This is a genomic window from Xanthomonas sp. 60 (genome assembly GCF_011761925.1).
Genome location: NZ_JAASQW010000003.1, coordinates 263826 through 286455, shown reverse-complemented (window position 1 = coordinate 286455; position 22630 = coordinate 263826). Strand labels below are relative to the sequence as shown.

At 68.4% G+C, this 22630-nt stretch carries 23 protein-coding genes; 3 read left to right on the top strand and 20 right to left on the bottom strand.

The window, feature by feature from the left end; genetic code table 11:
- Positions 1-26 precede the first annotated feature (26 nt).
- From FHY09_RS08235 to FHY09_RS08140, 20 genes are all read right to left on the bottom strand, one after another.
- Positions 27-1268: a beta-ketoacyl-ACP synthase gene (locus FHY09_RS08235; RefSeq protein ID WP_166926026.1), complete on the bottom strand. Its 1242-nt coding sequence runs from the start codon at positions 1266-1268 to the stop codon at positions 27-29.
- Positions 1268-1999 carry a 3-ketoacyl-ACP reductase FabG2 gene (locus FHY09_RS08230; protein WP_166926024.1) on the bottom strand — a complete coding sequence of 244 codons (732 nt, stop codon included), beginning with the start codon at positions 1997-1999 and terminating at the stop codon, positions 1268-1270. Before FHY09_RS08230 ends, FHY09_RS08235 begins: the two co-directional genes overlap by 1 nt.
- The gene (locus tag FHY09_RS08225) at positions 1996-2457 is read right to left on the bottom strand and encodes a hotdog family protein (RefSeq protein ID WP_166926022.1); all 462 of its coding nucleotides are present in this window, start codon (positions 2455-2457) and stop codon (positions 1996-1998) included. The genes FHY09_RS08230 and FHY09_RS08225 overlap by 4 nt, the downstream gene beginning before the upstream one ends.
- The gene (locus tag FHY09_RS08220; RefSeq protein ID WP_456362741.1) at positions 2454-3647 is read right to left on the bottom strand and encodes a beta-ketoacyl-ACP synthase; all 1194 of its coding nucleotides are present in this window, start codon (positions 3645-3647) and stop codon (positions 2454-2456) included. The genes FHY09_RS08225 and FHY09_RS08220 overlap by 4 nt, the downstream gene beginning before the upstream one ends.
- Before the next feature lie 2 nt (positions 3648-3649).
- Entirely contained in the window at positions 3650-4207 is a 558-nt protein-coding gene (locus FHY09_RS08215) for a DUF3261 domain-containing protein (RefSeq protein ID WP_166926018.1), read from the bottom strand.
- Entirely contained in the window at positions 4195-5469 is a 1275-nt protein-coding gene (locus tag FHY09_RS08210) for a tryptophan 7-halogenase (protein ID WP_166926015.1), read from the bottom strand. Before FHY09_RS08210 ends, FHY09_RS08215 begins: the two co-directional genes overlap by 13 nt.
- 62 nt (positions 5470-5531) lie before the next feature.
- Positions 5532-7877: an MMPL family transporter gene (locus FHY09_RS08205; protein ID WP_166926013.1), complete on the bottom strand. Its 2346-nt coding sequence runs from the start codon at positions 7875-7877 to the stop codon at positions 5532-5534.
- The gene (locus FHY09_RS08200) at positions 7870-8502 is read right to left on the bottom strand and encodes an outer membrane lipoprotein carrier protein LolA (protein WP_166926011.1); all 633 of its coding nucleotides are present in this window, start codon (positions 8500-8502) and stop codon (positions 7870-7872) included. The genes FHY09_RS08205 and FHY09_RS08200 overlap by 8 nt, the downstream gene beginning before the upstream one ends.
- Positions 8499-8930, bottom strand: coding sequence for an acyl-CoA thioesterase (locus FHY09_RS08195; RefSeq protein ID WP_166926009.1), 432 nt, complete (start codon positions 8928-8930; stop codon positions 8499-8501). The genes FHY09_RS08200 and FHY09_RS08195 overlap by 4 nt, the downstream gene beginning before the upstream one ends.
- Positions 8917-10467, bottom strand: a complete 1551-nt coding sequence (locus FHY09_RS08190) for an aromatic amino acid ammonia-lyase (RefSeq protein ID WP_166926007.1) — start codon at positions 10465-10467, stop codon at positions 8917-8919. The genes FHY09_RS08195 and FHY09_RS08190 overlap by 14 nt, the downstream gene beginning before the upstream one ends.
- Positions 10457-11398: an LpxL/LpxP family acyltransferase gene (locus FHY09_RS08185; RefSeq protein ID WP_166926005.1), complete on the bottom strand. Its 942-nt coding sequence runs from the start codon at positions 11396-11398 to the stop codon at positions 10457-10459. Before FHY09_RS08185 ends, FHY09_RS08190 begins: the two co-directional genes overlap by 11 nt.
- A 1-nt stretch (position 11399) precedes the next feature.
- The gene (locus tag FHY09_RS08180; protein WP_166926003.1) at positions 11400-12161 is read right to left on the bottom strand and encodes a glycosyltransferase family 2 protein; all 762 of its coding nucleotides are present in this window, start codon (positions 12159-12161) and stop codon (positions 11400-11402) included.
- Positions 12151-13845, bottom strand: a complete 1695-nt coding sequence (locus tag FHY09_RS08175) for an ApeI family dehydratase (protein ID WP_166926001.1) — start codon at positions 13843-13845, stop codon at positions 12151-12153. Before FHY09_RS08175 ends, FHY09_RS08180 begins: the two co-directional genes overlap by 11 nt.
- Positions 13838-14389, bottom strand: coding sequence for a COG4648 family protein (locus FHY09_RS08170; RefSeq protein ID WP_166925999.1), 552 nt, complete (start codon positions 14387-14389; stop codon positions 13838-13840). Before FHY09_RS08170 ends, FHY09_RS08175 begins: the two co-directional genes overlap by 8 nt.
- 19 nt (positions 14390-14408) lie before the next feature.
- Positions 14409-14666 (bottom strand): acyl carrier protein, encoded by a 258-nt coding sequence (locus tag FHY09_RS08165; RefSeq protein ID WP_166925997.1) that lies wholly within the window; start codon positions 14664-14666, stop codon positions 14409-14411.
- Between the two features lie 17 nt (positions 14667-14683).
- The gene (locus tag FHY09_RS08160) at positions 14684-14941 is read right to left on the bottom strand and encodes a phosphopantetheine-binding protein (protein ID WP_166925995.1); all 258 of its coding nucleotides are present in this window, start codon (positions 14939-14941) and stop codon (positions 14684-14686) included.
- Positions 14928-15734 (bottom strand): lysophospholipid acyltransferase family protein, encoded by an 807-nt coding sequence (locus FHY09_RS08155; protein WP_166925993.1) that lies wholly within the window; start codon positions 15732-15734, stop codon positions 14928-14930. Before FHY09_RS08155 ends, FHY09_RS08160 begins: the two co-directional genes overlap by 14 nt.
- Positions 15727-16470, bottom strand: a complete 744-nt coding sequence (locus FHY09_RS08150; RefSeq protein WP_166926565.1) for a beta-ketoacyl synthase chain length factor — start codon at positions 16468-16470, stop codon at positions 15727-15729. The genes FHY09_RS08155 and FHY09_RS08150 overlap by 8 nt, the downstream gene beginning before the upstream one ends.
- 107 nt (positions 16471-16577) lie before the next feature.
- Positions 16578-17594 (bottom strand): cytochrome d ubiquinol oxidase subunit II, encoded by a 1017-nt coding sequence (gene cydB, locus FHY09_RS08145; RefSeq protein ID WP_166925991.1) that lies wholly within the window; start codon positions 17592-17594, stop codon positions 16578-16580.
- A 1-nt stretch (position 17595) separates the two neighbouring features.
- Complete coding sequence (locus FHY09_RS08140; RefSeq protein ID WP_166925989.1) at positions 17596-18993, bottom strand: cytochrome ubiquinol oxidase subunit I; 1398 nt, start codon at positions 18991-18993, stop codon at positions 17596-17598.
- A gap of 235 nt (positions 18994-19228) precedes the next feature.
- On the opposite strand from FHY09_RS08140, the gene FHY09_RS08135 reads away from it, so the two are divergent.
- From FHY09_RS08135 to FHY09_RS08125, 3 genes are read left to right on the top strand one after another with little or no spacing between them, the layout of a single operon-like run.
- On the top strand, positions 19229-21598 hold the full coding sequence (locus FHY09_RS08135) for an alpha/beta hydrolase family protein (protein ID WP_166925987.1): 2370 nt from the start codon (positions 19229-19231) through the stop codon (positions 21596-21598).
- The gene (locus tag FHY09_RS08130; protein WP_166925985.1) at positions 21595-22014 is read left to right on the top strand and encodes an NUDIX hydrolase; all 420 of its coding nucleotides are present in this window, start codon (positions 21595-21597) and stop codon (positions 22012-22014) included. Before FHY09_RS08135 ends, FHY09_RS08130 begins: the two co-directional genes overlap by 4 nt.
- Before the next feature lie 21 nt (positions 22015-22035).
- The gene (locus FHY09_RS08125; RefSeq protein WP_166925983.1) at positions 22036-22599 is read left to right on the top strand and encodes a hypothetical protein; all 564 of its coding nucleotides are present in this window, start codon (positions 22036-22038) and stop codon (positions 22597-22599) included.
- Positions 22600-22630: the final 31 nt, after the last annotated feature.

Genomic DNA, 22630 nt, shown 5'->3' with positions numbered 1-22630 from the left:
ATCTCCTTGTTGGGGTGCGGGGTGGATCAGTCCTGCCAGCGGCGGAACACCAGCGAGGTGTTGATGCCACCAAAGGCGAAGTTGTTGCTCATCACGTAGTCGGCCTGCAGCACGCGGTCGCTGCCGGTGATGTAGTCCAGCTCGGCGCAGCGGGGATCGACGGTGGACAGATTGAGGGTAGGCGCGAACCAGCCTTCGCGCATCATTTCGATGCTCAGCCAGGCTTCGTAAGCGCCGCAGGCGCCGAGCATGTGGCCGACATAGCTCTTGAGCGAACTGATCGGCATGCCGCTGCCGAACACCTCGGCAGTGGCCTGGGTCTCGGCGATGTCACCGTGTTCGGTGGCCGTGCCGTGTGCGTTGACGTAGCCGATCTGCGCGGCCTCCAGGCCGGCATCGTCGAGCGCCAGCCGCATGGCTTCGGCCATGGTGCCGGCGCTGGGCTGGGTGACATGCTGGCCGTCACTGTTGGTGCCGTAGCCGACAATCTCCGCAAGGATGGTCGCACCGCGGGCCTGCGCATGTTCCAGATCCTCGAGGATGAGCGTGCAGGCGCCCTCCCCCAGCACCAGCCCATCGCGGCCGGCGTCGAACGGGCTCGGCGTTGCCTGCGGCGTGTCGTTGCGCACGCTGGTGGCGAACAAGGTGTCGAACACCGCGGCTGCGGTGGCATCGAGCTGTTCGGCGCCGCCGGCGACCATCACCGTCTGTTTTCCGCTGCGGATGGCCTCATACGCCGAGCCGATGCCCTGGCTGCCCGACGTGCAGGCGCTGGAGGTGGTGTACACGCGGCCGGACAGTCCGAAGAACACGCCGATGTTGACCGGCGCGGTGTGACTCATCATCTTCAGATAGGTATTGGCGGTGATGCCGTGCGTGTTGAACTCCCTCATCATCCGCACGAACTCGCCGGTGGCGGCGTGGCAACCGGAAGACGAGCCATAGGCCACGCCGGTGCGCCCGCTGCGCAGCACGGGGTGGTCGGCGAGCTGGGCGGCCTGCAGGGCCAGCTCGGTCGCGCGCACGGCCATCAGCGCCACCCGTCCCATGGAACGGGTGGTCTTGCGGTTGTAGTGGTCGGGCAGCTCGAAGGCCTGCGCCGGCGCGGCCAGCTTGGTGTTCAGGCCCGCGTAGACATCCCATTCGGACATCCGGCGTACCGCATTGCGGCCGCTGCGCAGGTGCGCGCGGATGCTCGGCCAGTCGTGTCCCATCGGGCTGATGGCCGAGGCACCGGTGACCACCACGCGTCGTTCCTGGCGGGCCATCAGACCATTCCCCCGTTCACTGAAATGACCTGGCGGGTGATGTAGCCGGCCGGTTCGGACAACAGGAAGGCCACCGCTGCGGCGACTTCCTCGGGACGGCCCACGCGCCCGGCGGGAATCAGCTTGAGCGCATGCTCGACCACTTCGTCATTGAGCATGTCGGTGTCGATCAGGCCCGGGGCCACGCAGTTGACGGTGATCTGGCGGCTGGCCAGTTCCAGTGCCAGCGCCTTGGTGGCGCCGATGATGCCGGCCTTGGCCGCGCTGTAGTTGACCTGCCCGCGATTGCCCACCAGTCCGGACACCGATGAGAGCGTGACGATGCGGCCAGGCGTGCGCCGGCGCACCATCGGCATGATCAGCGGGTGCAGGACGTTGTAGAAACCATCCAGGTTGGTATGCACCACCTCGTCCCAGTCCTCGCCGGACAGCGCAGGGAATGCACCGTCGCGGGCGATGCCGGCATTGCACACCACGCCGTAGTAGGCGCCATGGATTTCCATGTCGGCTTCCAGCGCGGCACGCGTGGCGGCGCGGTCGGCCACATCGAAAGCAATCTGGCGTGCGCGGCCCCCTTCGCCTTCGATCAGGGCGACGACCTCGGCGGCCTCGGCCACGCGGCTGCGGCAATGCACCACCACGTCATGGCCATCGCGCGCGATGCGCAGCGCGACCGCCCGTCCAATGCCCCGGCTGGCGCCGGTCACCAGCACGCTCGTATTCCCTGTCATGCTTTTCCACTCTCCAGATACGCCATCGCGTCGTTCGGCTGGAACACCGAGACATTGGCGGCAGCCCATTGCACTCCATCCGCCTCGATCACGCAGGCGAACATCCCCAGACCATTGTCACCCAAGAGCTCGCAGTGCGTCCGCACCCGCAACAGGGTGCCACTCGGGAACAGGGTCCGTTCGCAGGCATAGCGGCGGCTGCCCAGCAGGAAGCCGATGCCGGGCGCGCGCCCCTCTGTCCGCGCGCGGCAGCCAGCCCACGCGGCGATGGCCTGGGCCATGTATTCGATGCCGACCCAGGCCGGCACGCCCCCGTCCTCGACGAACAGGCCGGCGTGCGGCACCACCAGTTCGGCCACCAGGGTGCTGTCGTCCCACGCCAGCACGCGGTCAAGCAGGCGCATCGGGCCCTGGTGCGGCACCACGTCTTCGATGGGGTAAAGGCTATGCGTGCTCATGGGCGGGCCAGCGCCAGTACGGCGTTGCTGCCACCGAAGGCGAACGAACTGCTGAGCACGCGCCGGGGCGGGTGCGGCAGGCGATCCCCCGGCGCGACCAATGCCAGCGCTGGCAGTGCGTCGTCGGCCTGCCCGTCCCACCAGTGCGGCGGAAGCCGGGCCTGCGGGTTGTCGGCCAGCAGCAGCCAGCACAGCGCCGCTTCGATGCCACCGGAGGCACCCAGCGTGTGGCCGGTCAGCGGCTTGGTGGAACTGGCCGGCACCGCGCCGCCCAGCACCTGTGCGATGGCCACGCTCTCCATTGCATCGTTATGGGGAGTGGCGGTGCCGTGCAGGTTCACGTAATCCACGTCCTGCGGCGCCCAGCCGGCACGCTGCAGCGCCTGCTGCAGGGCATCGATGGCCCCCAGGGCCTGCGGGTCCGGCGCGGACATGTGGTGCGCATCGGAGGATTCTCCCCAGCCGGCCAGGCACACCGGACCGGGTTCGCGGGTCAGCAGGAACAGGGCGGCTCCTTCGCCGATGTTGATGCCCGAGCGGTTGCGGGAAAACGGGTTGCAGCGCTGCGCGGATACCGATTCCAGCGCGCTGAAACCGGCCACGGTGAAGCGGCACATCGAATCGGCACCACCGGCGATCACCGCATCCACGATGCCCGCCCGCAGCAGCCGCGCGGCCGACATCAACGCCTTGGCGCTGGACGAGCAGGCCGTGGACAACGTCCATGCCGGTCCCTGTGCACCGATGCGCTGGCGCACGAACTGCGCGGCCGAGCCCATCTCCTGCTGTGCGTAATCGAAGCCTTCCGGCCAGTGGCCATGCTCGGCGCGGGTGCGCAGCGCCTGCTCGGATTCACCGATGCCCGAGGTGCTGGTCCCCAGTACCACGGCCACGCGACCGGCCCCGTACCGGGCGATGGCGGCATGCGCGGCCGGCGCGATCTGCGCCAGCGCGACATCCAGCAGCGCGTTGTTGCGCCCGCGCAGGGCCAGCGGCACATCCTCCAGCGATGGCAGCGCGGTGCGCACCTGGCCCAGCGCCAGCGTGCGCCCCGGCAGCAGCTGGTCGTTGTCGCTCAGGCCACCGGGATGGTCGGCGAACAGCGCCGCAGACACCGCCGCGCGGCCTTCACCGAGCGCGCAGACCACGCCCATTTCGTTGAGGAACACCGTGTGGCTGGCTGCGGACACGCTCAAGGCTCCTGCGGGTTCATGTCGATCGACTCGATCCGCAGCGAATAGCCTTCGGCACGGTTTTCCAGCTGCATGCTGCCATCGTTGCTGCGCTCCAGCTGCAGCCATGTGTGGCCCTGGTGGGTAAGCCTGCGCAGGCGGCCATCGTCGGCCACCTGCCAGCCGGCCGGCAAGGCCGAGGCAATGGCCTCGGTGGGCCACAGGGCGAACTGCAGATCGTCCAGCACGCGCTCGCCACGCACCTGCGGCGGCAGCCACGGTGCGCGCTGCTGCGCCAGTTGCCGGCCATCCCACTGCAGGCGTACACCGGTCTGGCCCATGGCCTGCACGGCCAGCCGCACCTGCTGCGCGTCCGCTTCCAGCAGCGCATCCAGATCACGCTCGTGGCGGCCGAAGCGGAAATGCAGCTGCTGCTGCAGCGCCAGCGGCGCCGGCAGGCTGGAAGGCGGCAGGCGCAGCGGCGGCAGGTCCGCCAGCGGGCGCGGCACGCGGCTGGCGCAGGCCGCCAGCAGCAGGCACAGCAGCAGGGCGGTGACGCGGACGATCAGGCGCTGCACAGTTCCTCCAGCACCCGCATGCGGCGACCCGTGGGGTCGGCCACGTAGGGGTTGTTGGTGTCCCAGGCGTAGCCAGCCAGGATGGAACTGATCATTTCGCGCACTTCCGGCTGCTGCGTAGGGTGGTAGATGATCTTCTGGAAGCCGCCCTGGTACCAGCTTTCCACGAAGCGGCGGAAGGTCTTCACGCCCGCGCGCAATGGAATGGAGAAGTCCGCTTCCCAGTCCACGGTCTCGCCGGCATAGCGGCGCGCCAGGCAATCGCTGGCCAGCTGCGCCGATTTGAACGCGATGGTGACGCCGGAGGAAAACACCGGGTCCAGGAATTCGCCGGCGTTGCCCAGCAGCGCATAGCCCGGTCCCCACAGCGAACGGACGTTGGCCGAGTAACCGGTGATGCGGCGCACCGGCAGGACCGCCCATTCGGCATTGGCCAGCAGGCCGGTCAGGTTCGGATCCTCGCCGACGATGGCCTGCAGCGTCTGCAGGTCATCGCCGGGGTAACGTTCGAAGAATGACGGTTCGGCCACCACGCCGAGCGAGCAGCAGCCGTTGGAAAACGGGATCGTCCAGTACCAGACGTCGATGTGCTCGGGATGGGTGGTGATCAGGATCTTGTTGCGGTCGAAATCCGCTTCGGCCGGGATGTTGTCGCGCACGTGGCAGAAGATCGCCCCGCGCACCGGGAAGTTGGATGGTGATTCCAGGTCCAGCAGGCGCGGCAGCAGGCGTGCGAAGCCGGAGGCGTCGAGGATGAAATCGGCTTCGATGCGGTACTCGCTGCCATCGGGGCGGCGTACCCGCACCACCGGCTGCTCGCCTGGCTCGACCGCCAGTACTTCGTCACCGAAACGCAGCGTGGTGCCCATGCGTTCGGCGCCACGCGCCAGCACGTTGTCGAAGTCGGCGCGCTGCACCTGGTAGGTGGTGCCCCAGCCCGGCGAGAACTTCTTCCTGAAGTCGAACGCGGTGCGCGCGTCGCCATGCACGAAGGCCGCGCCGTTCTTGTGCTGGAAACCGGCCTCCACCACGTCCTGCAGCAGGCCGGCCGCCTCGATGTATTCCATGCTCTGCGGCAGCAGGCTCTCACCGATGGAAAAGCGCGGAAACTGCTGGCGCTCGATCATCAGCACCTGGCGGCCCTGCTGGCGCAGCATCGCCGCAGCCACCGAACCGGCCGGGCCGGCGCCGATGATCAGGATTTCGGTACGTTCCACGTCTTCGTGGCTGGATAAATCAGCGGCATCCACAGCGGTAGTCATCGGTGCGTCCTTGTTGCTCGATCAGGTGGAAAAGCGGAGGAAACAGCATGAAGCGTGCCCGCTCAGGTCGGCGGCACGGCATGCGGCGCGGGCCGGAACAACGGTGATATCAGCCACACCAGTCCGATGCCGAACAGCAGCGTCAGGCCGAAGGCCCGCAGGGCAGGGGTCGCCGAAAGGCCCAGCAGGCCAAACGACAGCCAGGTGCTGGCCGCGCCCACGCACACCGCCAGCCACGCCGAAGGATCACCCTGGTGTTCCACCAGGAAGATGCCGTAGTCGATGCCCATGCCCAGCAGCAGCATCAACGCCAGCACATTGAACAGCTGCAGCGGTTGCCCGAACAGGCCCAGCAGCCCCAGGGTGAGCGCGCCGGCGATCAGTGTCGGAGCGAACACGCGCCAGGCCTGGCGTCGGTAGCGCAGCCACAACGCAGCGAAGATCAACACCACGCCGACCAGCAGCAGCCCGCCCATGAGCTTGCGGTAATGGCCCAGCAGCTGCGAGAAATCGGCCGTACGGTCGACCCAGCGCACGCCGTCCAGGCCTTCGGCAGTGCCACGCAGGGTGGCCAGCGCATCGGCACGCGACAGGTCATCGACCATCACCACACTGATCATCTGCCCTCCCACCTCGCCCACCCACAGGTGGCGGAACGGCTGCGACGCCGGCGAGGCAAGGAACGCCTCGGCGCTCAGTGGCGCGGCAGCGAACGCGGGACGCTGCAGGGACTCGCCCACGGCCTCACCTACGGCCGCCAGCACCGCAGGTTCCACGCGTGCAGTCAGGGCTGCATCGGCCTGCTGGCGGTGCGGCGAAGGCAGCCAGTCGCTGATCGCGCGATACCCGCCGATGCGCTTTTCGTCGGCCAGCGCACGCAGGCGTGCGGTCAGCGCCTCTTCGCGCTGCAACAGCTGGCCTGCGTCAGCGCCCTGCACCAGGTAGAACTGCGCCGGGCTGGGCATGCCCAGCAGCCGGCTCAGGCGGATCTGTTCGGCCATCAAGGCCGGCGGCGAAGACTGCAGGCTCCGCAGGTCGTCATCGCTCTGCAGCCGCGCCATGCCCAGCGCCGCGAAGGCCAGTGCGAGGACAACGAACAGCCCGACCTGCCTGCGCCGCTGCAGTCGGGGCCAGCGCCGCAGCGTACCGCCCAGCCATTGCGAAAAACGCGTCGGCCGGATGTCACCGCCGTCCAGCCACGGGAACCAGAGGATCACAGTGAGGAAAGCCGCCGCCAGTCCGACGACCGAGAACACGGCCATCTGCCGCAGGCCGGGGAACGGCGCCAGGCCCAGCGCCAGGTACGCCAGCGCACTGGTCAGCAGCGCCAGCCACAGGCCCGGCAGCAGGTGCCGCAGCAGTTTCCAGCGGCGGTCGGCCGGCTCGGCCTGGCGCGAAGCGAACCAGTGGATGCCGTAGTCCTCGGCCACGCCAACCAGCGAAGCACCGAACACCAGGGTCAGCACATGCACCTTGTCGAACACCAGCACGGTCACCGCCAGCGCCACGCCACAACCGATCAGCAGCGAAGCGGCCACCAGCAGGATCGGCCGCAGCGAGCGGAACGCCAGCCACACCAGCAGCAGCACCGCCGCCAGCGAACCCCAGCCGATCGTGTTGATCTCCTGGTTGGCCTGCACGGCAGCCGCCTCGGCATGCAGCGGCACGCCGGCATGCAGGATCTCCAGATCCGGTGCAGCGGCCTTGGCCACCTGTCCGGCGCGTTCGAGCTGGCCATCGAGATGGCGCTCGCCATCGAGCCTGAAGGCCGAGCCCGGCGTATCGAACTGCAAGGCTGCCCAATGCTTGCCCTCGGCCTCCAGCAGACCGTCATCGCCCAGGCGCAGCCCGGAGCCCTGCGCCTGCTGCTGCCACCACTGCGGCCACAGCGACAGCGGATCCTGCCGCCACTCGGTCAGGCGCGGCGCGCCCATCGGGCCGTACAGCGCACCGAGCGCCTGTTCGGCCAGCGCAGCGGGTTCGGCCTGCTGCAGCTGCCCGCGCTGGGCCGGGGTCAGCAGACGATCGCGGTACGGTGCGTAGAACGCACGCGCCTCATCGAACCAGCCTTCGATCGAACCACTGGGTACCAGCAGCGTGCGGTCTGCATCGGTGGCCATCGCGTCGGCGAAGGCGGCCTGTGCACGCTTGGCCGCGGCGCTGTCCCGGCTGCCGAGCAGCACAACTACCTGCCGCGAGCTGCCATCGGCGATGCGCCGTGTGACATCGCTGATCAGGCGGTCATGCGCGTCCTGTGGCAGCAGGGCAAGGATATCGGTATCGATCCGCGACTCCTGGCTCCACAGCCGCCACTGCTGCGCGCCCAGCACCAGCAACAGCAGCAGCCAGGCGATGCCCAGCCAGTGCCACCAGCGGCGCAGGCGATCCGGTGCGGCGCTGTCACTCAAAGCGGCGCGCCTCGTCGGCGTTCAACGTGGCCGGCGCTTCGCTCAGCGCGGTGAACTGGATGCGGGTGCGATCCTGGTTGGCTTCGACGATCTCCACCTGGCGCACGTAGCGGTCGCCCTGCAGCGTCAAGGACTCGAACGCCTTGGCCAGCATCGCCGACTTCGGCGTCAGCCGCAGCCGCCAGCCCTGCCCTTCGCGTGTGGCCGCCACCGCGAACTGGCTGGACAGGGCCTGCACATCGCCGCTCATCAGCGCGAACATGATCGCGTTCACCGAGCGCATCGCCGGCTGCTGGCGCGCATCGAGCTCCACGCGGCTGCTGCCGTCACGCTGGCGGCTGAGGATGCGGTCGGCGGTGACCACCACTTCGGACGGGAACGGCTTGAGCGTGGTCCAGATCACGCCGTGCTGGCGCGCCACCACGAACCGCCCCTGCGAACGCAGTGGGTTCCTGAAGCCGCTGACCTGCTTTTCCTGGGTGAACTGGCCGCGCAGCACGTCCGGGCGGGCCACCGCCTGGGTGATGGCATCCACCGCCGGATCGGCCGCGTACGCCTGCGGTGCGCACGCCGCGAGCAGCAGCACGCACAGCAGCAGGCGCGGCAAACGAAGCAGAGGGGTCATGGCGCGGGTACTCCCAGACGCTCCCACAGCACCGGCGGGCAGAGGTAGAGCATCTCGTTGCTGGCCGCATCCACCGCGACCTGGATGGTATGGGCGCGGGTCAGCACCTGGCCGCTGGCGGCGTCGAGAATCTCGTACTGGATCTTCAAGCGGTTCTCCCATTCGACGATGCGTGCGACCACGCGCAGCGGCTGGTTGAACAGCAGCGGGCGGATGTACTTCACCCGCGCATCCACCACCGGCCACATGTAGCCCGATTCCAGCATCTGCGGGTAGTCGTAGTCGTAGCGTTGCAGCAGTGCGCAGCGTGCGAGTTCAAGGTATTTGAAGTAGTGGCCATGCCAGACCACGTTCATCGGATCGCAGTCGTGGAAGGCGGGGGCCAGCGTGACCTCGCCGGTCAGTTCGTGGTGCTCATTCACCGGCATACAGCTCCCAACGTTGCGCGCGGATCTCCACCAGCAGTTCCCGCAGTTCGCGATCCAGCGCGCGGTCTTCCTCGACCAGGGCGATGCGCTGCCCGAGGTCGGCGTACATCTCGGCCAGACGGCCATGCAGCTGCGCGTTCATGCCAACCCGTTCACGCAGGGCCAGGCCCTGGCGGGCAGCGATCAGCATCGCAGCCACCACCTGTTCGGTCAGTTCGATCACCCGCAGGCAGTCGCGCGCGGCGATGGTACCCATGCTGACCTTGTCCTGGTTGTGGCATTCGGTGGAGCGCGAAAACACGCTGGCCGGCATGGTCTGCTTCAGCGCTTCGGCCGTCCATGCCGACACGCTGATCTGCAGCGCCTTCAGGCCGTGGTTGATCGCCGCGCGCGGCCCGGTGGCGGCCGACAGGTTGGCCGGCAGCCCATGGCTGTAGCGGGCATCGACCACCAGCGCCAGCTGCCGGTCGAGCAGGTCGGCGATGTTGGCCACGGTCGTCTTCAGCGTGTCCATCGCCAGCGCGATGTGGCCGCCGTAGAAGTGACCGCCGTGCAGGATGCGCTCGCCGTCGGCATCGATCAGCGGGTTGTCGTTGGCGCTGTTCAGTTCGGTTTCGATCAGCTGGCGCAGGAACGGCAGGGCGTCTTCCAGCACGCCGATCACGTGTGGCGCGCAGCGCAGCGAATAGCGGTCCTGCAGGCGTTGTTCGTTGCGTGGCGGGCGCTCGCTGTGCAGGTCACTGCGCAGGCGCGCGGCAATGCGCGACTGCCCCGGGTGTGGCTTGGCGGCGAACAGGGTGTCATCGAAGTGGTGCGCGTTGCCGTCGCTGGACAGCACGTTGAAGGCGGTGAGCCGGGTCGCCATGCGGGACAGGTAATCGGCACGCTGCCAGGCCAGGCAGGCCAGGCCGGTCATCACCGCCGTCCCGTTCATGATCGCCAGCCCTTCCTTCGGACGCAGTTTCAGCGGGGTCATGCCGATCTTCGCCAGCACCTCGGCCGCCGGCTGCACGCGACCGTCGTGCAGCACCTCGCGTTCGCCGCACAGCACGGCCGCCACGTACGACAGCGGGGTCAGGTCGCCACTGGCGCCCACCGAGCCTTCGGCGGGAATCAACGGCAGCACATCGTGCTGCAGCAGCGTGGCCAGGCCTTCCAGCAACGGCACGCTGACGCCGGACATGCCACGCACCAGGGAGGCCAGGCGTGCGGCGAGCACGGCGCGGGTCTCGGCCGGGTCCAGGTAACGGCCCAGCCCACAGCCATGATAGGTGTACAGGTGGTGCGGCAGCTCGGCGACCAGTGCCGGCGGGATGTTCACCGTGCACGAATCGCCGTAGCCGGTGGTCACGCCGTAGATCACCCCGTCCTCGCGCAGCAGCCGGTCGAGGAAATCCGCGCCCCGCTGGATGTGCGCGCGGAATGCGGGTGCATCGCTCAGCACGGCGTCGCACTGGCGCCGGGCGAGTGCGGTCACGTCTTCGATGGTGATCGGTGCATCGCCGAAACGGCACGCGGGTACAGCGTCAGTGGTCATGAGGAGCCTGGTCCCAGAAGGGGAAGAAATTGAACCAGTCCAACGGGGACTGGATGACCTGCAGTTCCAGCCAGCGCGCGAAGCGCTGCGCGTGTCCGGCCAGCGCGGCATCGCGCGAACCACGCGGCAGCACCACCCGCTCGGCGAACGTTTCGAACGTCACCCGGTAGCCATCACCGTCGTGCAGGCAGGCCATGGTGTACACCGGGCACCCGAGTGCGGCGGCCAGTACATAGGCACCGATCGGAAACGGCGCGCGGTGGCCGAGGAAATCGGCCATCACGCTGCGCCCGCCCTGCACCGGCACGCGGTCGCCGACGATGGCGACAAAGCCACCGGAGGCGACCTTGTCGGCCAGCAGCATCGCCGTGGCCGGGCCCATTTCGGTCACCTGCACCAGCTCCACCGCCGCCAGCGGGTCCAGCCGCTGCAGCAGTTGGTTGAAACGCTGCGCGTGCGCGGTATGCACCAGCACGGTGATGCGGAAGCCGGGCACCTGTTCGGCCAGTACCTGGCACAGTTCCAGGCAGCCGATGTGCGCGGTCAGGATCAGCCCGCCTTCGCGCCGCGCGATCTTCTGCAGTACCAGGTCACGCTGCAGGCGGAGGCGCTGCGGTGGATAACGTCCACCCAGGCCGAGAATCTTGTCCAGCATCGTATCGGCGAAGGCGAAGAAGTGCCGCAGGCTGTCACGCTGGCGCGGCACGCGGCCCAGCACGCCGGTGTGCGCCTGGAGCCGCTGCAGGTACTGGATGGATGCACGTCGGCCAACGCCATTGCTCAGCCAGTGGCAGGCCACCACCGGCCACACGCACAGCCGGAACGGCCAGCGCCCGAACCAGCGGTGCACCCAGCACAGGAACAGCACGCCGGCCACCGAGGTGGATTCGCCGATGTCGGCCCAGTGCGGCGCGTGGGGCAAGCGGTCCACGTCAGCCCTGCCCCTGCACGCGGCGCCACAGCAGGCGCGGTGCCCGCCGCAGCATGCCGAAGAACAGCCGGGTATGCATGCAGCTGATGCGCACGTTGTCACGCCACACATCGAAGTGCGAAACGCCGTCGGCCGGGTAGGTCACCCGGGTGGACAGGTGTTGCACCGGCACCTGCCGCCAGTACAGGCGGACCATGATCTCGGTGTCGAAATCCATGCGCCGTCCGATGGTCTCCTCGCCCATCAGGCGCAGCACCGGCGGCAACGGGTAGATGCGGAAACCACACATGGTGTCGCGCAGGTGCAGCGACAGCGTGTTGATCCACACCCAGATGTGGGTCGCATAACGACCGTAGAGACGCGCCTTGGGCACGCTGTCATCGTAGGCCGGGATCCCGCAGATCACCGCCTGCGGGTGTGCACGCGATGCCTCGGCGAAGCGCGGCAGGTCAGCGGTGTCGTGCTGGCCATCGGCATCGATCTGCAGCACATGGCTGTATCCGCGCTGCGCAGCTTCGGCGAAGCCGGCCAGCATCGCCCCACCCTTGCCCTGGTTCACCGGCAGGCGCAGCACCGCCACGCCCTCGCGCTGTGCCTGCTGCTGCAGCACGGCGGCACACGAAGGCTGCGATCCGTCATCCACCAGCAGGCACGGCAGGCCGGCGGCGCGTACGCCGTCCACCACCGCCGCGATGGCCTGTTCATGGTTGAACACCGGAATCACCACCAGCAATGGCAACGGTGCGTGCGCGTCAGCTGGCATCGGCGAACACCACTTTGCCGCTGGCATGGACGCCGTGCGCGGAGGTGAAACGGAACCCCAGCACGCTGCGCTGCACATCCCAGTCCAGCTGCAGTGAGAGCACATCGCCAGGCCGCGCCACGTGCTGGAACTTCACCGTGTCCATGCGTACGAAACGCGGCGGGATGGCGAACGCCTGGCGACCAAAGCGGATGGCCCAGTCAAGCTGCGCCACCCCGGGTAGGATGCGTGCCTGCGGGAAATGTCCTTCAAAGACCTGCAGCGCAGGGTCCAGGGTCATCTGCAGCATGGCCTGCGCCGCTTCGCGCTGCAGCCAGCGCGGATGCGGCACTGAGGGCTGGAATGTCGCCTCCAGCGCCGCCTGGGTCACCTTTCCCTGCGCATTGATGGGCAGCGCCGACAGCAGGCGCCAGCGCCGCGGACGGGTCACCGCATCGTGGCCACGCGCCAACACGTGGCCCAGCTCGTGCTGGAACGCGCGGCGCGCGGCGTCGTCGGCCTCCAGCAGCGAACGATCGGTCGGTACCACCGCCGCCGCCAGCTGTTCACGTGCCCCCGGCAGCACCAGCACACGCACGTCTTCGACCCGCGGATCGGCACGCAATGCCCGTTCCAGCGCATCCAGCGAGACACGACGTTCTTCGATCTTGACGATGCGGTCGGCGCGGCCAAGCAGGCCAAAGCAGCCCCCGTCCAGCGCTTCCACGCGGTCCTGGGTGCGCCACCAGTCACGGCCGGGCAGGTGCGGCGAGGCCACCGCCAGGCACCCATCCTCGATGCGCCACTGCACGCCAGGCAGCGGCTGCCACGGGGGCGACACCACGTTCCAGCAACGCCATGCGATGCCGCCGGTCTCGCTGCTGCCGTACACCTCGGTCGGTGCCACGCCCAGCAGCTCGCGCACCTGCAGGGCGGCCTCCGCGGGCAGCGCGCCGCCGGAGGAAAACACCGCATGCAGGCGCCCGTGCAGGCGCTGCCAGTCCAGCTGCGCCGGCAACCGCTTGAGGTGGGCCGGGGTGGCCACCAGCAGCGAATCGGTGCTGGCCAGGGCGGCCACCAGGTCTTCGTGGAAGAAACGCCGCGGCTGGATCACGCGGCCAGCGGCCAGCGGCCACAGCACGCGGAACAGCAGCCCGTAGATATGCTGGTGGGAGACCGTGCCCTGTACCTGCGCGTTGCCCAGCTGCGCCCCGAACGCGGCCTGCAGGGCCTCCACCTCCCGTGCCAGCTGGTCCAGCCGCTTGCCGATGGCCGTGGGTTCACCCGTACTGCCGGAGGTGAACACCACCAGCTCGCACTGGCGTTCCTCCAGCGCCTGCAGCGCGGGCGCGGGTTCGGCCGATGGTCCGGCAGGCCGCAGCGGCTGCCAGGCCGCGTCGATGTCGCCAACGAAGCCGCTTACATGGGGCTTCAATGCCTGCAGCGTGGCCGGCAGGTTGTCCGCTCCCAGGAAGACGCGCTTGCCCGCATGCCAGGCCCCGAACAGGGCGGCGGCGAAAGCCAGCGTGTCATCGAAGTACAGCGCCCAGTCGCGGCCCGGCGCGGACGCGAACGCCGATTGCCAGCGCAGCACCTGTGCGTGCAACGCGGCGTGGTCCAGCGCGCCACCGTCGGCCAGCACGCCGACCACGCGGGCCGGCAACGGCTGCAGCAGCAGGCGGTCCAGGGCAATCCACTCAGCCATGCGCGTGGGCCGCCTTGACCCTGCGCCGCACGCACCACTCACCGGCAAACAGCACACCCATCATCACGTAGGCCAACACTCCGTTGTACAGCGCCCAGACCCGGTCCGATGCATACAGCGCGGTGACCAGGGCGAGCCCTCCGTTGAGAACGAAAAAACCGCACCACACCTGGGTGACGCGGCGCGTGTAAACCACCGCGAACGGCGGCAGGTCCGGCTCCTGCAGGCGCGCCAGGCGTTCCACCAGCGGCGGGCCGAAGCGCAGGCTGGTGGCGAACATCGCCAGCATCACCGCATTGACCAGCGCCGGGTACAGCTTCAGCGGCAAGGCTTCGTTGAACACCGTGGCGGCCACGGCCAGCAGGCCGGCCCCGGCGGCGGCGCACCACCACAGCGCCTGGCGGGTGGTCAGCGCACGCAGCACCGCCAGCGCGAACAGCAGCAGCGCCAGCCAGCGTGGCTCGAAACGTCCCATGGCCAGGTAGACCAGCAACGGATAGGCCAGCGACACCAGGCCGAAGGCAGCAACGCGCGCGCGAGCCATGCCGGCGCTGCAGCCGGCGTCAGGCGGCGGCCTGGTCGGGCAGCAGACGGTGCACGACATCCACGATGTCCTGCACGGTGCGCACGGCCTTGAAGGCTTCCGGCTGCAGATTGCGGCCCAGCAGCGGCTTGAGCTGGACGATCAGGTCGACCGCGTCGATGCTGTCGATGTCGAGGTCCTCGTACAGCCGCGCGTCCGGCGTGATCCGGGCCGGCTCGATTTCGAAGCTGTCGTTCAGAATGCGGACGATGTGCTCGAACAGTTCATTCTTGGTCATGGCAGATCCTGGCGCCATTACGGCTGGCGGGCGGCGACGAACGCACTGAGCGCGCGCACACTGGAAAAATGACGACGGGTCTCTTCCGAGTCGGCGGACAGACTGACACCGTACTTCTTCTGCAGGGCCAGACCCAGCTCCAGCGCGTCGATCGAATCCAGGCCCAGCCCTTCGACGAACAACGGCGCGGTCGGATCAATGTCGTCCGGCACGATGTCTTCCAGCGAAAGCGATGAAATGATCAATTCCTTGATCTCGTGCTCAAGTGCCTGCACGGCGGTTGTCTCCAGACATGTCGAAGTAGCGGGTGAGGTGCTCGGTGAGCCGCCTGGCGGCCAAGGCTTCCCCCCTCGGCGCGTCCTCGGCGGTGGTCAGGAACGGGGCGATCGGAATGTCCTGCCCGACCTGCACCCGGACGTGAAAGCGCCGTGATGGAACACGATACCATTTCTGCCCCTTGGCAAGTGTCGAGGGGGTGCAGGTGATGGTGACCGGTGTGATGTCCAGCCGGCCCCGGACGGCGATGTTCGCCGCGCCCCGCTGCAGCCGCGGCGGCTGTCCGGGCACGGTGCGCGTGCCTTCCGGAAAGATGACCAGGTTGCCGCCCGCCTTGACCGCCGCGATGCAGTCGTCCACCAGTCCTGCTCCATCGTCGTTGGAAACGTAGCCGGCGGCACGTACCGGGCCGCGCATGAACGGGTTGCAAGCGACGGCCCGCTTCACCACGCAATCTGCATTGGGCAACAGCGAGATCAGGAAGACCACGTCGATCAGCGTTGGGTGGTTGGCCAGCACCAGCAGGCCATCACGTGCCAGCCGTTCGCGCCCCTCGATCTCATAGGTCAGCACGCCCAGGCGGTGCATCAGCGCCACATGCCCGGCGAACGCCCGCTGCACCAGCCGACGCCCAAGCCGCTGCCGACGCTCAGGAGCCCGCACGACCCGCAGCAGCAAGGGCAGGACCAGGCCGCCGAGCAGCAGCCCGCCCGCGCCGAATGCCGCAAAGCTCAGCCCCGTGGCGAACACCCGCCAGGCGTGGTTGAGCCGCTGGCTGGCGGGCTCAGCCATGGCGTGTCCAGCGCCAGCACTGACCATCGGCCCGGCGCTCCAGCGCCGCCTGGCCGGCCAGCAGGAACCGGTGCAGGTCCAGCGCATGCGGCAGCCCCCCCGCTTCGGGTACGCCAGCGGCCGGATCGATGGACCAGTCCAGGCGCAGCGTGGGCCTTTCCGGGTGGGGGGCGGTCACGCGCCAGCACCAGGCGAAGAACGGGTCGGGCTCGTCAGCGAAATCGGCATAGACCTCGGGCAGCGGAGACTCGTAGACCACCAGCCGGACTTCCTGCGCCCCGTCGGCCAGCAGCGCCGCCGCCTCGATGCAGGCCGCCTCCACGGTCGCTCGGCCGCCGGCCAGGGCCAGGTAGTTGCCGCGGTACCCGCGCGCGATGGAATACAGCGCCCCGATGGCATTGTGGACGGAAAGGCCGAAACCGGTCGGTGACAGGGGCAGGTCGCGGGTCAGGGCGTTGAGCAGCTCCATCGACCGGGCCACATCGCCGTGGCGGCTGGCAAACACCAGGGGTATGCCGCTGTCGGCGCCCTCGCCGTCTTCACACCAGCACGCGGCCTGGATGGCCATGCGTCCCAACCGCTCGATGCGCCGACGCTGCATGGCCGGCACCTCGGACAGCGCAGGCGTCTGTTCACCCAGCGGCAGATGGGGCGAGGCCGCCCAGTCCAGCCATTCGCTGCGGGCGGACAGGCCCGGCGCCCAGGCGGCCCAGTCGGCAACGGAAAACTCGATCATGGTGGCGGCGTACGGGGGAGACGACGACGGCAGGCCGTCAGAGCCGCGCACCGTATCACAGGGGTGCGCCTGGCCCACGTCGGGGCTGGCGCCTGCCCGGCGACCGGTCAGTGGTGGTAACCGGCGTCTGCTTCGATCTTGCCGCGGAACACCCGGTACGACCACGCCGTGTAACCGAGGATCACCGGCAGCAGCACCACCAGGCCGACCAGGCTGAAGCCCAGCGAGGACGGCGGCGCGGCAGCCTCCCAGAGGGTCATGGTCGGTGGCAGCAGGAACGGCCACATGCCCAGCACCAGGCCGGCGAAGGCCAGCACGAACAGGGACAGGCTCAGCAGGAACGGCGGCAGGTCGCGGGTGGGGTGCAGCACGCTGCGCCACAGGGCCAGCGCCACCCCGAAGGTCAGCAGGGGGATGGGCGAGAGCCACCAGAAGTTGTTGTCGGCGAACCAGCGCTCCATCACCCGCGACTGCAGGAAGGGCAGCCAGGTGCTGACCGCCACCATCGCCACGATCACGCCCACCACCAGCGGTCGGGTCATTTTCTTCGCCAGCGCCTGCACCGTGCCCGTTGTCTTCAGGATCAGCCAGGTACTGCCGAGCAGCGCGTAGCCGGCCACCAGCGCTACGCCGGTCAGCAGCGTGAACGGGCTCAGCCAGCCGAACGCGCCCCCCTGGTAGAGCCCCTCGACGATCGGCAGGCCTTCCACGATGGCGCCGAGGATCAGTCCCTGCGCGAAGGTGGCCAGTACCGAGCCTGCGGCGAAGGCCACGCTCCACAGCCGCTGCGAGCGGTGTGCCTTGAACCGGAACTCGAACGCCACGCCACGGAAAACCAGCGCCATCACCAGCAGCAGCACCGGCAGGTACAGCGCCGAAAGCAGGGCGGCATAGGCCTTGGGGAAGGCGGCCAGCAGGCCCGCACCGCCCAGCACCAGCCAGGTTTCGTTGCCGTCCCAGATCGGCGCGGCGGTGTTCATCATCTGGTCCAGCTCCTGCTCGCTGTGCGCGAACGGGGCGAGGATGCCGATGCCCAGCACGAAGCCATCGAGCAGCACGTACATCATCACGCCAAAGCCGATCACCGCGAACCACGCGACCGGCAGCCAGGTCATCAGCTCCATGTCAATGCTCCTCCAGCGGTTCTTCAGCGGCCGACAGCGGCCGCATCGGCGTCTGACTGCCACCGTCCAGCGACGGCCCGTCCTCATGCGGTTTCGGTCCCTGGCGCAGGATCTTCACCAGGTACCACACGCCCCAGCCGAACACGAAGGCGTAGCCGACCACGTATACGCCCAGCGAAAGCGCGGTCATCCATGCGCTCTGCGGCCCGACCGCATCGGCGGTGCGCAGCAGGCCGTACACCACCCATGGCTGGCGCCCCATCTCGGTGACGAACCAGCCGGAGATCAGCGCGACGAAGCCGCTTGGCAACATCCAGTTCCAGCCCCGCAGCAGCCACGGCGAGGAGAACAGCCGGCGTCGCCACAACGCCCAGACCGAGAACAGCGCCAGCACGAGCATCAGCGAGCCCAGCCCCACCATGATCCGGAAAGCGAAGAACACCGGCGTCACCGGCGGGCGCTCACTGGCCGGAACCGAGGCCAGCGGCTCGAACCGGCCTTCCAGGGAGTGGGTGAGGATCAGGCTGCCGAGGCGCGGGATGGCGACTTCGAAATCGTTGCGCTCCTGCTTTTCGTTGGGCAGCGCGAACACCACCAGCGGCACGCCTGCGCCTTCATCGCCCTCGTGCCAGTGCGCTTCCATCGCCGCGATCTTCATCGGCTGGTGCTCCAGGGTGTTCAGGCCGTGCAGGTCGCCGGCGACGATCTGCGCCGGCACGGTGATGGCGGCGAAGATCACCGCGGCGGTCAGCATGTGCCGCCCGGCTTCCACGTGCTTGCCCCGCCGCACGTACCAGGCGCCGACGCCGCCGATCACAAAGCACGTGGTGATGAACGAGCCCAGCGCCATGTGGGTCAGGCGGTAAGGGAAGGACGGATTGAACACCACCTGCCACCAGTCGTTGGGCTGGACGATGCCATCGACGATCTCGTACCCCGCCGGGGTATGCAGCCAGCTGTTGGAGGCCAGGATCCAGAACGTGGAGACCAGCGTGCCCAGCGCCACCATGCACGTGGAGAAGAAATGCAGCCGTGGCGACACCTTGCCCCAGCCGAACATCATCACCCCGAGGAAACTGGCTTCCAGGAAGAACGCGGTGAGCACTTCATAGGTCAGCAGCGGGCCGATGACCGTACCGGCCACTTCGATCAGCCGTGGCCAGTTGGTGCCGAACTGGAACGCCATGACGATGCCGCTGACCACGCCCATGCCGAAGGACACGGCGAAGATCTTCTGCCAGAAGAAATACAGCTCGCGCCAGACGGGCTTGTGCGTGCGCAGCCAGCGCCATTCGACGAAGGCGAGCCAGCTCGCCGTGCCGATGGTGAAGGCCGGGAACAGCACATGGAAACTGACCACGAATCCGAACTGGAAACGTGACAACAACAATGCGTCCAAGGACGCCTCCTGCCGGGCACGTGGAAAACCGCACCAGTGTGGTCATCATTGCGTGAAGGCGGAATGCGACCCGGTGACGCTGTGCTTCACTTTGTCGCAGGCATGAACGGCGAGGCCCCCATCGTGCTGCGTCGTGGGGCATCACCTGTGGCTCCGTGGGGCATGACCTGTGGCCCCCTCCCCACGGGCGGCCGGCTGCTACGCTTGCCGGGTTTCCTTTCCGGTCCCGCTGCCCATGTCCCGAGTGCTGCCCCTGTCCCTGCTGCTGTCCGCGCTGCTTGCCGCCCCTGCGGCCCATGCCGCGCCGACGCCCATCACCATCGAACAGGCCATGGCCGACCCGGACTGGATCGGCCCGCCGGTGGAGAAGGCGTGGTGGTCCTGGAACAGCCAGCAGGTGGAATACCAGCTCAAGCGCAAGGGCAGCCCGGTGCGGGATACCTTCCGCCAGCCGGTGGCCGGCGGCGTGGCCAGCCAGGTGGCCGATGACCAGCGCGGCACCCTGGATGTGGCCGATCCGGTGTACGACCGTACCCGCAGCCGCACCGCGTTCGTGCGCAACGGCGATGTCTTCCTGCGCGACCTGCGCAGCGGCGCGCTGACCCAGCTCACCCGCGGCAACAGCCGCGCCGCGAACGTGGGCTTTGCCACCGACGGCGGCGTCTACTGGCGCAGCGGCCAGGACTGGTTCCACTGGACCGCCGGCAAGGGCATCGCGCAGGTCGCCAGCCTGAAGGCCGAGAAGAATCCGGACGACGCCCCCAAGGCCGACCTGCTGCGCGAACAGCAGCTGCGCACGCTGGAAACGCTGCGCCGCGACCGCGAGCAGCGCGAAGCCCTGAAGGCGCAGGAACAGCGCTGGCGCCAGGCCGATGACAGCCGTGCGCCGGGCCCGGTTTTCCTTGGCGCGGACGTGCAGATTGCCGCCAGTGCGCTCTCCCCGGACCTGACCCATCTGATCGTAGTCACCAGCCCGAAGGAATTCGACGACGGCCGCACCAGCAAGATGCCGCTGTACGTCACCGAATCCGGTTATGAAGAAACCGAGGACACGCGCACCCGCGTGGGCCGCAATGGTTTTGAGCCGCACACCTTCTGGCGTGTGGATGCGCGTACCGGCAAGGCCGAGAAGATCGCGCTGGACAGCCTGCCGGGCATCGGCACGGACCCGCTCGCGGCCATGCGCAGGAAGGCCGGCAAGGAGCCGCTGAAGGGCGAGCGTCCGCTGCAGCTGATGGGCGAGTTCATGGGCGGTGGCATCAGCTGGAGCGCCGATGGCCAGCAGGCGGCGCTGATGCTGCGCGCCAACGACAACAAGGACCGCTGGATCATCAGCGTGGACGCCAAGGACGGGCGCGTGGAGAACCGCCACCGCCTCACCGACGCGGCCTGGATCAACTGGGGTTTCAATGATTTCGGCTGGATGGCCGACGGCCGCACGCTGTGGCTGCTGTCGGAGGAATCCGGCTATTCGCACCTGTACACGCAGAGCGGCAGCGCGCGTCCGCAGGCACTGACCAGCGGCAAGTGGGAGACCTCCGCGCCGGTCCTGTCGGCCGACGGCAAGAGCTTCTACGTCCTGTGCAACCAGGCCGCCCCGCACGATTATGAAATCTGCGCGGTGGACGCCGGCAGCCGCCAGGTGCGCGAGCTCACCAACCTCAATGGCGTGGAGGATTTCAGCCTGTCGCCGGATGGCCAGCAGTTGCTGGTGCGTTATTCGGCGGCCTACCTGCCGCCGCAGCTGGCGGTGGTGCCGACCGCCGGTGGCCAGGCCCGCGTGCTGACCGATACCCGCACGGCCGAATTCAAGGCGCGGCAATGGATCGAACCGAAGCGGGTGGCGGTGCCCTCCAAGCACGGCGCCGGCGTGGTCTGGGCCAAGTATTACGGGCCGGAAACCAAGGAACCGGGGAAGACCTATCCCATCGTGATGTTCGTCCACGGTGCCGGCTACCTGCAGAACGTGCACCAGCGTTACCCGGCCTATTTCCGCGAGCAGATGTTCCACAACCTGCTGGTGCAGCAGGGCTACATCGTGCTGGACATGGATTACCGCGGCAGCGAAGGCTACGGCCGCGACTGGCGTACGGCGATCTACCGCAACATGGGCCATCCGGAGCTGGAGGACTACAAGGACGGCCTGGACTGGCTGGTGGAAACCCAGCAGGGCGACCGTGGCCGCGCCGGCATCTACGGCGGCTCCTACGGTGGCTTCATGACCTTCATGGCGCTGTTCCGTTCGCCGGGCACGTTCAAGGCCGGTGCCGCGCTGCGTCCGGTGGTGGACTGGCACAACTACAACCACGCCTACACGGCCAACATCCTCAACACGCCGGACCTCGACCCGGAGGCCTACCGCACGTCTTCGCCGATCGAGTACGCCGACGGGCTGCAGGATCACCTGCTGATCGCCCACGGCATGATGGATGACAACGTGTTCTTCCAGGATTCGGTGAACCTGAGCCAGCGCCTGATCGAGCTGCACAAGGACAACTGGAGCATCGCGCCGTACCCGCTGGAGCGCCATGGCTATACCCGCGCCGACTCCTGGCTGGACCAGTACAAGCGCATCCTCAAGCTGTTCAACGAGAACGTGAAGTGAGCCCGGCCGCCGCCACGATCCACATCGTGGCGGCGGTGATCGAGGACGGCCGTGGCCGGGTGCTGGTGGTGCGCAAGCACGGCGCCACCGCCTTCATCCAGCCCGGGGGCAAACCGGAGCCGGGTGAGGCGCCGTTGCAGGCCCTGGCGCGCGAACTGCATGAAGAACTCGGGGTCCACCTGGTGGCGGGCTCGGCGCGTGCACTGGGAACGCACGAAGACCGGGCCGTCAACGAGCCCGGTTGCAGCGTGCGGGCCCAGGCATGGTGGGTGCAGGTGGCCGGCGTGCCGCAGGCCCGGGCCGAGATCGCCGAGCTGGCCTGGGTGCCGCTGCAGCCACCGCATGGTGTGACCTTGGCACCGCTGAGCGAACGCCATATCCTGCCTGCCGCACGCCGGCGCATTGCCAGGCGCTGACCGCACCTGCAAGGACACCGGATGTCATCGCTTCCTCCCCTGCCCGCGCGTACCGTCCCGCCGCCGGGAGCGGTCACCGATTTCGTGGGGCCGCTGGCGCTGGCCTCGCTGCTGGTGTGCGCGCTGCTGCTGGGCTGGTTCGTCCTGCAGGCGCTGATCGCCGGTGCGCTGGTGGACGGTGCGGGCTGGCGTCAGCTGGTCCAGCTTGCCTCCGAATACGAGATGCCACCGAGCGTGATGTGGCTGTTGGGGCACCCCGTGGCGGCGAGTGGGTGGCTGGGTGCGTCCTGCCTGCCCTCGCTGCTGTCCAGCTGGGGGCTGCTGCGGCGCCGGAGGTGGGGCCTGTGGGGCTACATCGCCCTGCTGCTGGGCACCGCCGCGGGCAATTTCGTCGCGCTGTGGTGGATGGACAGCGTGCTGGTGCATGTAATCGCTCGGGTCACCGATCCCTCGCTGCTGCACGAACTGCAGGTGCAGCGGGGCGTGTTCTCGCTGACGCTGCTTGGCACCTGCGTGCTGTTTGCCGCGTTGCAGGGCTGGCTGGCCTGGCGCCTGCTGCAGCCGGACATCCGCCGCCAGTTCTGACGTTCCCCCCCTATTCCCCCCCTACCCGCCT

Bases quoted from the DNA above. Each gene is read 5' to 3' on its own strand.
- FHY09_RS08180 (WP_166926003.1), bottom strand. From the start codon at position 12,161: ATGCCAGCTGACGCGCACGCACCGTTGCCATTGCTGGTGGTGATTCCG.
- FHY09_RS08195 (WP_166926009.1), bottom strand. From the start codon at position 8,930: ATGCCGGTGAATGAGCACCACGAACTGACCGGCGAGGTCACGCTGGCC.
- FHY09_RS08170 (WP_166925999.1), bottom strand. From the start codon at position 14,389: ATGGCTCGCGCGCGCGTTGCTGCCTTCGGCCTGGTGTCGCTGGCCTAT.
- FHY09_RS08150 (WP_166926565.1), bottom strand. From the start codon at position 16,470: ATGATCGAGTTTTCCGTTGCCGACTGGGCCGCCTGGGCGCCGGGCCTG.
- FHY09_RS08155 (WP_166925993.1), bottom strand. From the start codon at position 15,734: ATGGCTGAGCCCGCCAGCCAGCGGCTCAACCACGCCTGGCGGGTGTTC.
- FHY09_RS08125 (WP_166925983.1), top strand. From the start codon at position 22,036: ATGTCATCGCTTCCTCCCCTGCCCGCGCGTACCGTCCCGCCGCCGGGA.
- cydB (WP_166925991.1), bottom strand. From the start codon at position 17,594: ATGGAGCTGATGACCTGGCTGCCGGTCGCGTGGTTCGCGGTGATCGGC.
- FHY09_RS08210 (WP_166926015.1), bottom strand. From the start codon at position 5,469: ATGACTACCGCTGTGGATGCCGCTGATTTATCCAGCCACGAAGACGTG.
- FHY09_RS08230 (WP_166926024.1), bottom strand. From the start codon at position 1,999: ATGACAGGGAATACGAGCGTGCTGGTGACCGGCGCCAGCCGGGGCATT.
- FHY09_RS08200 (WP_166926011.1), bottom strand. From the start codon at position 8,502: ATGACCCCTCTGCTTCGTTTGCCGCGCCTGCTGCTGTGCGTGCTGCTG.
- FHY09_RS08190 (WP_166926007.1), bottom strand. From the start codon at position 10,467: ATGACCACTGACGCTGTACCCGCGTGCCGTTTCGGCGATGCACCGATC.
- FHY09_RS08135 (WP_166925987.1), top strand. From the start codon at position 19,229: ATGTCCCGAGTGCTGCCCCTGTCCCTGCTGCTGTCCGCGCTGCTTGCC.
- FHY09_RS08235 (WP_166926026.1), bottom strand. From the start codon at position 1,268: ATGGCCCGCCAGGAACGACGCGTGGTGGTCACCGGTGCCTCGGCCATC.
- FHY09_RS08165 (WP_166925997.1), bottom strand. From the start codon at position 14,666: ATGACCAAGAATGAACTGTTCGAGCACATCGTCCGCATTCTGAACGAC.
- FHY09_RS08225 (WP_166926022.1), bottom strand. From the start codon at position 2,457: ATGAGCACGCATAGCCTTTACCCCATCGAAGACGTGGTGCCGCACCAG.
- FHY09_RS08175 (WP_166926001.1), bottom strand. From the start codon at position 13,845: ATGGCTGAGTGGATTGCCCTGGACCGCCTGCTGCTGCAGCCGTTGCCG.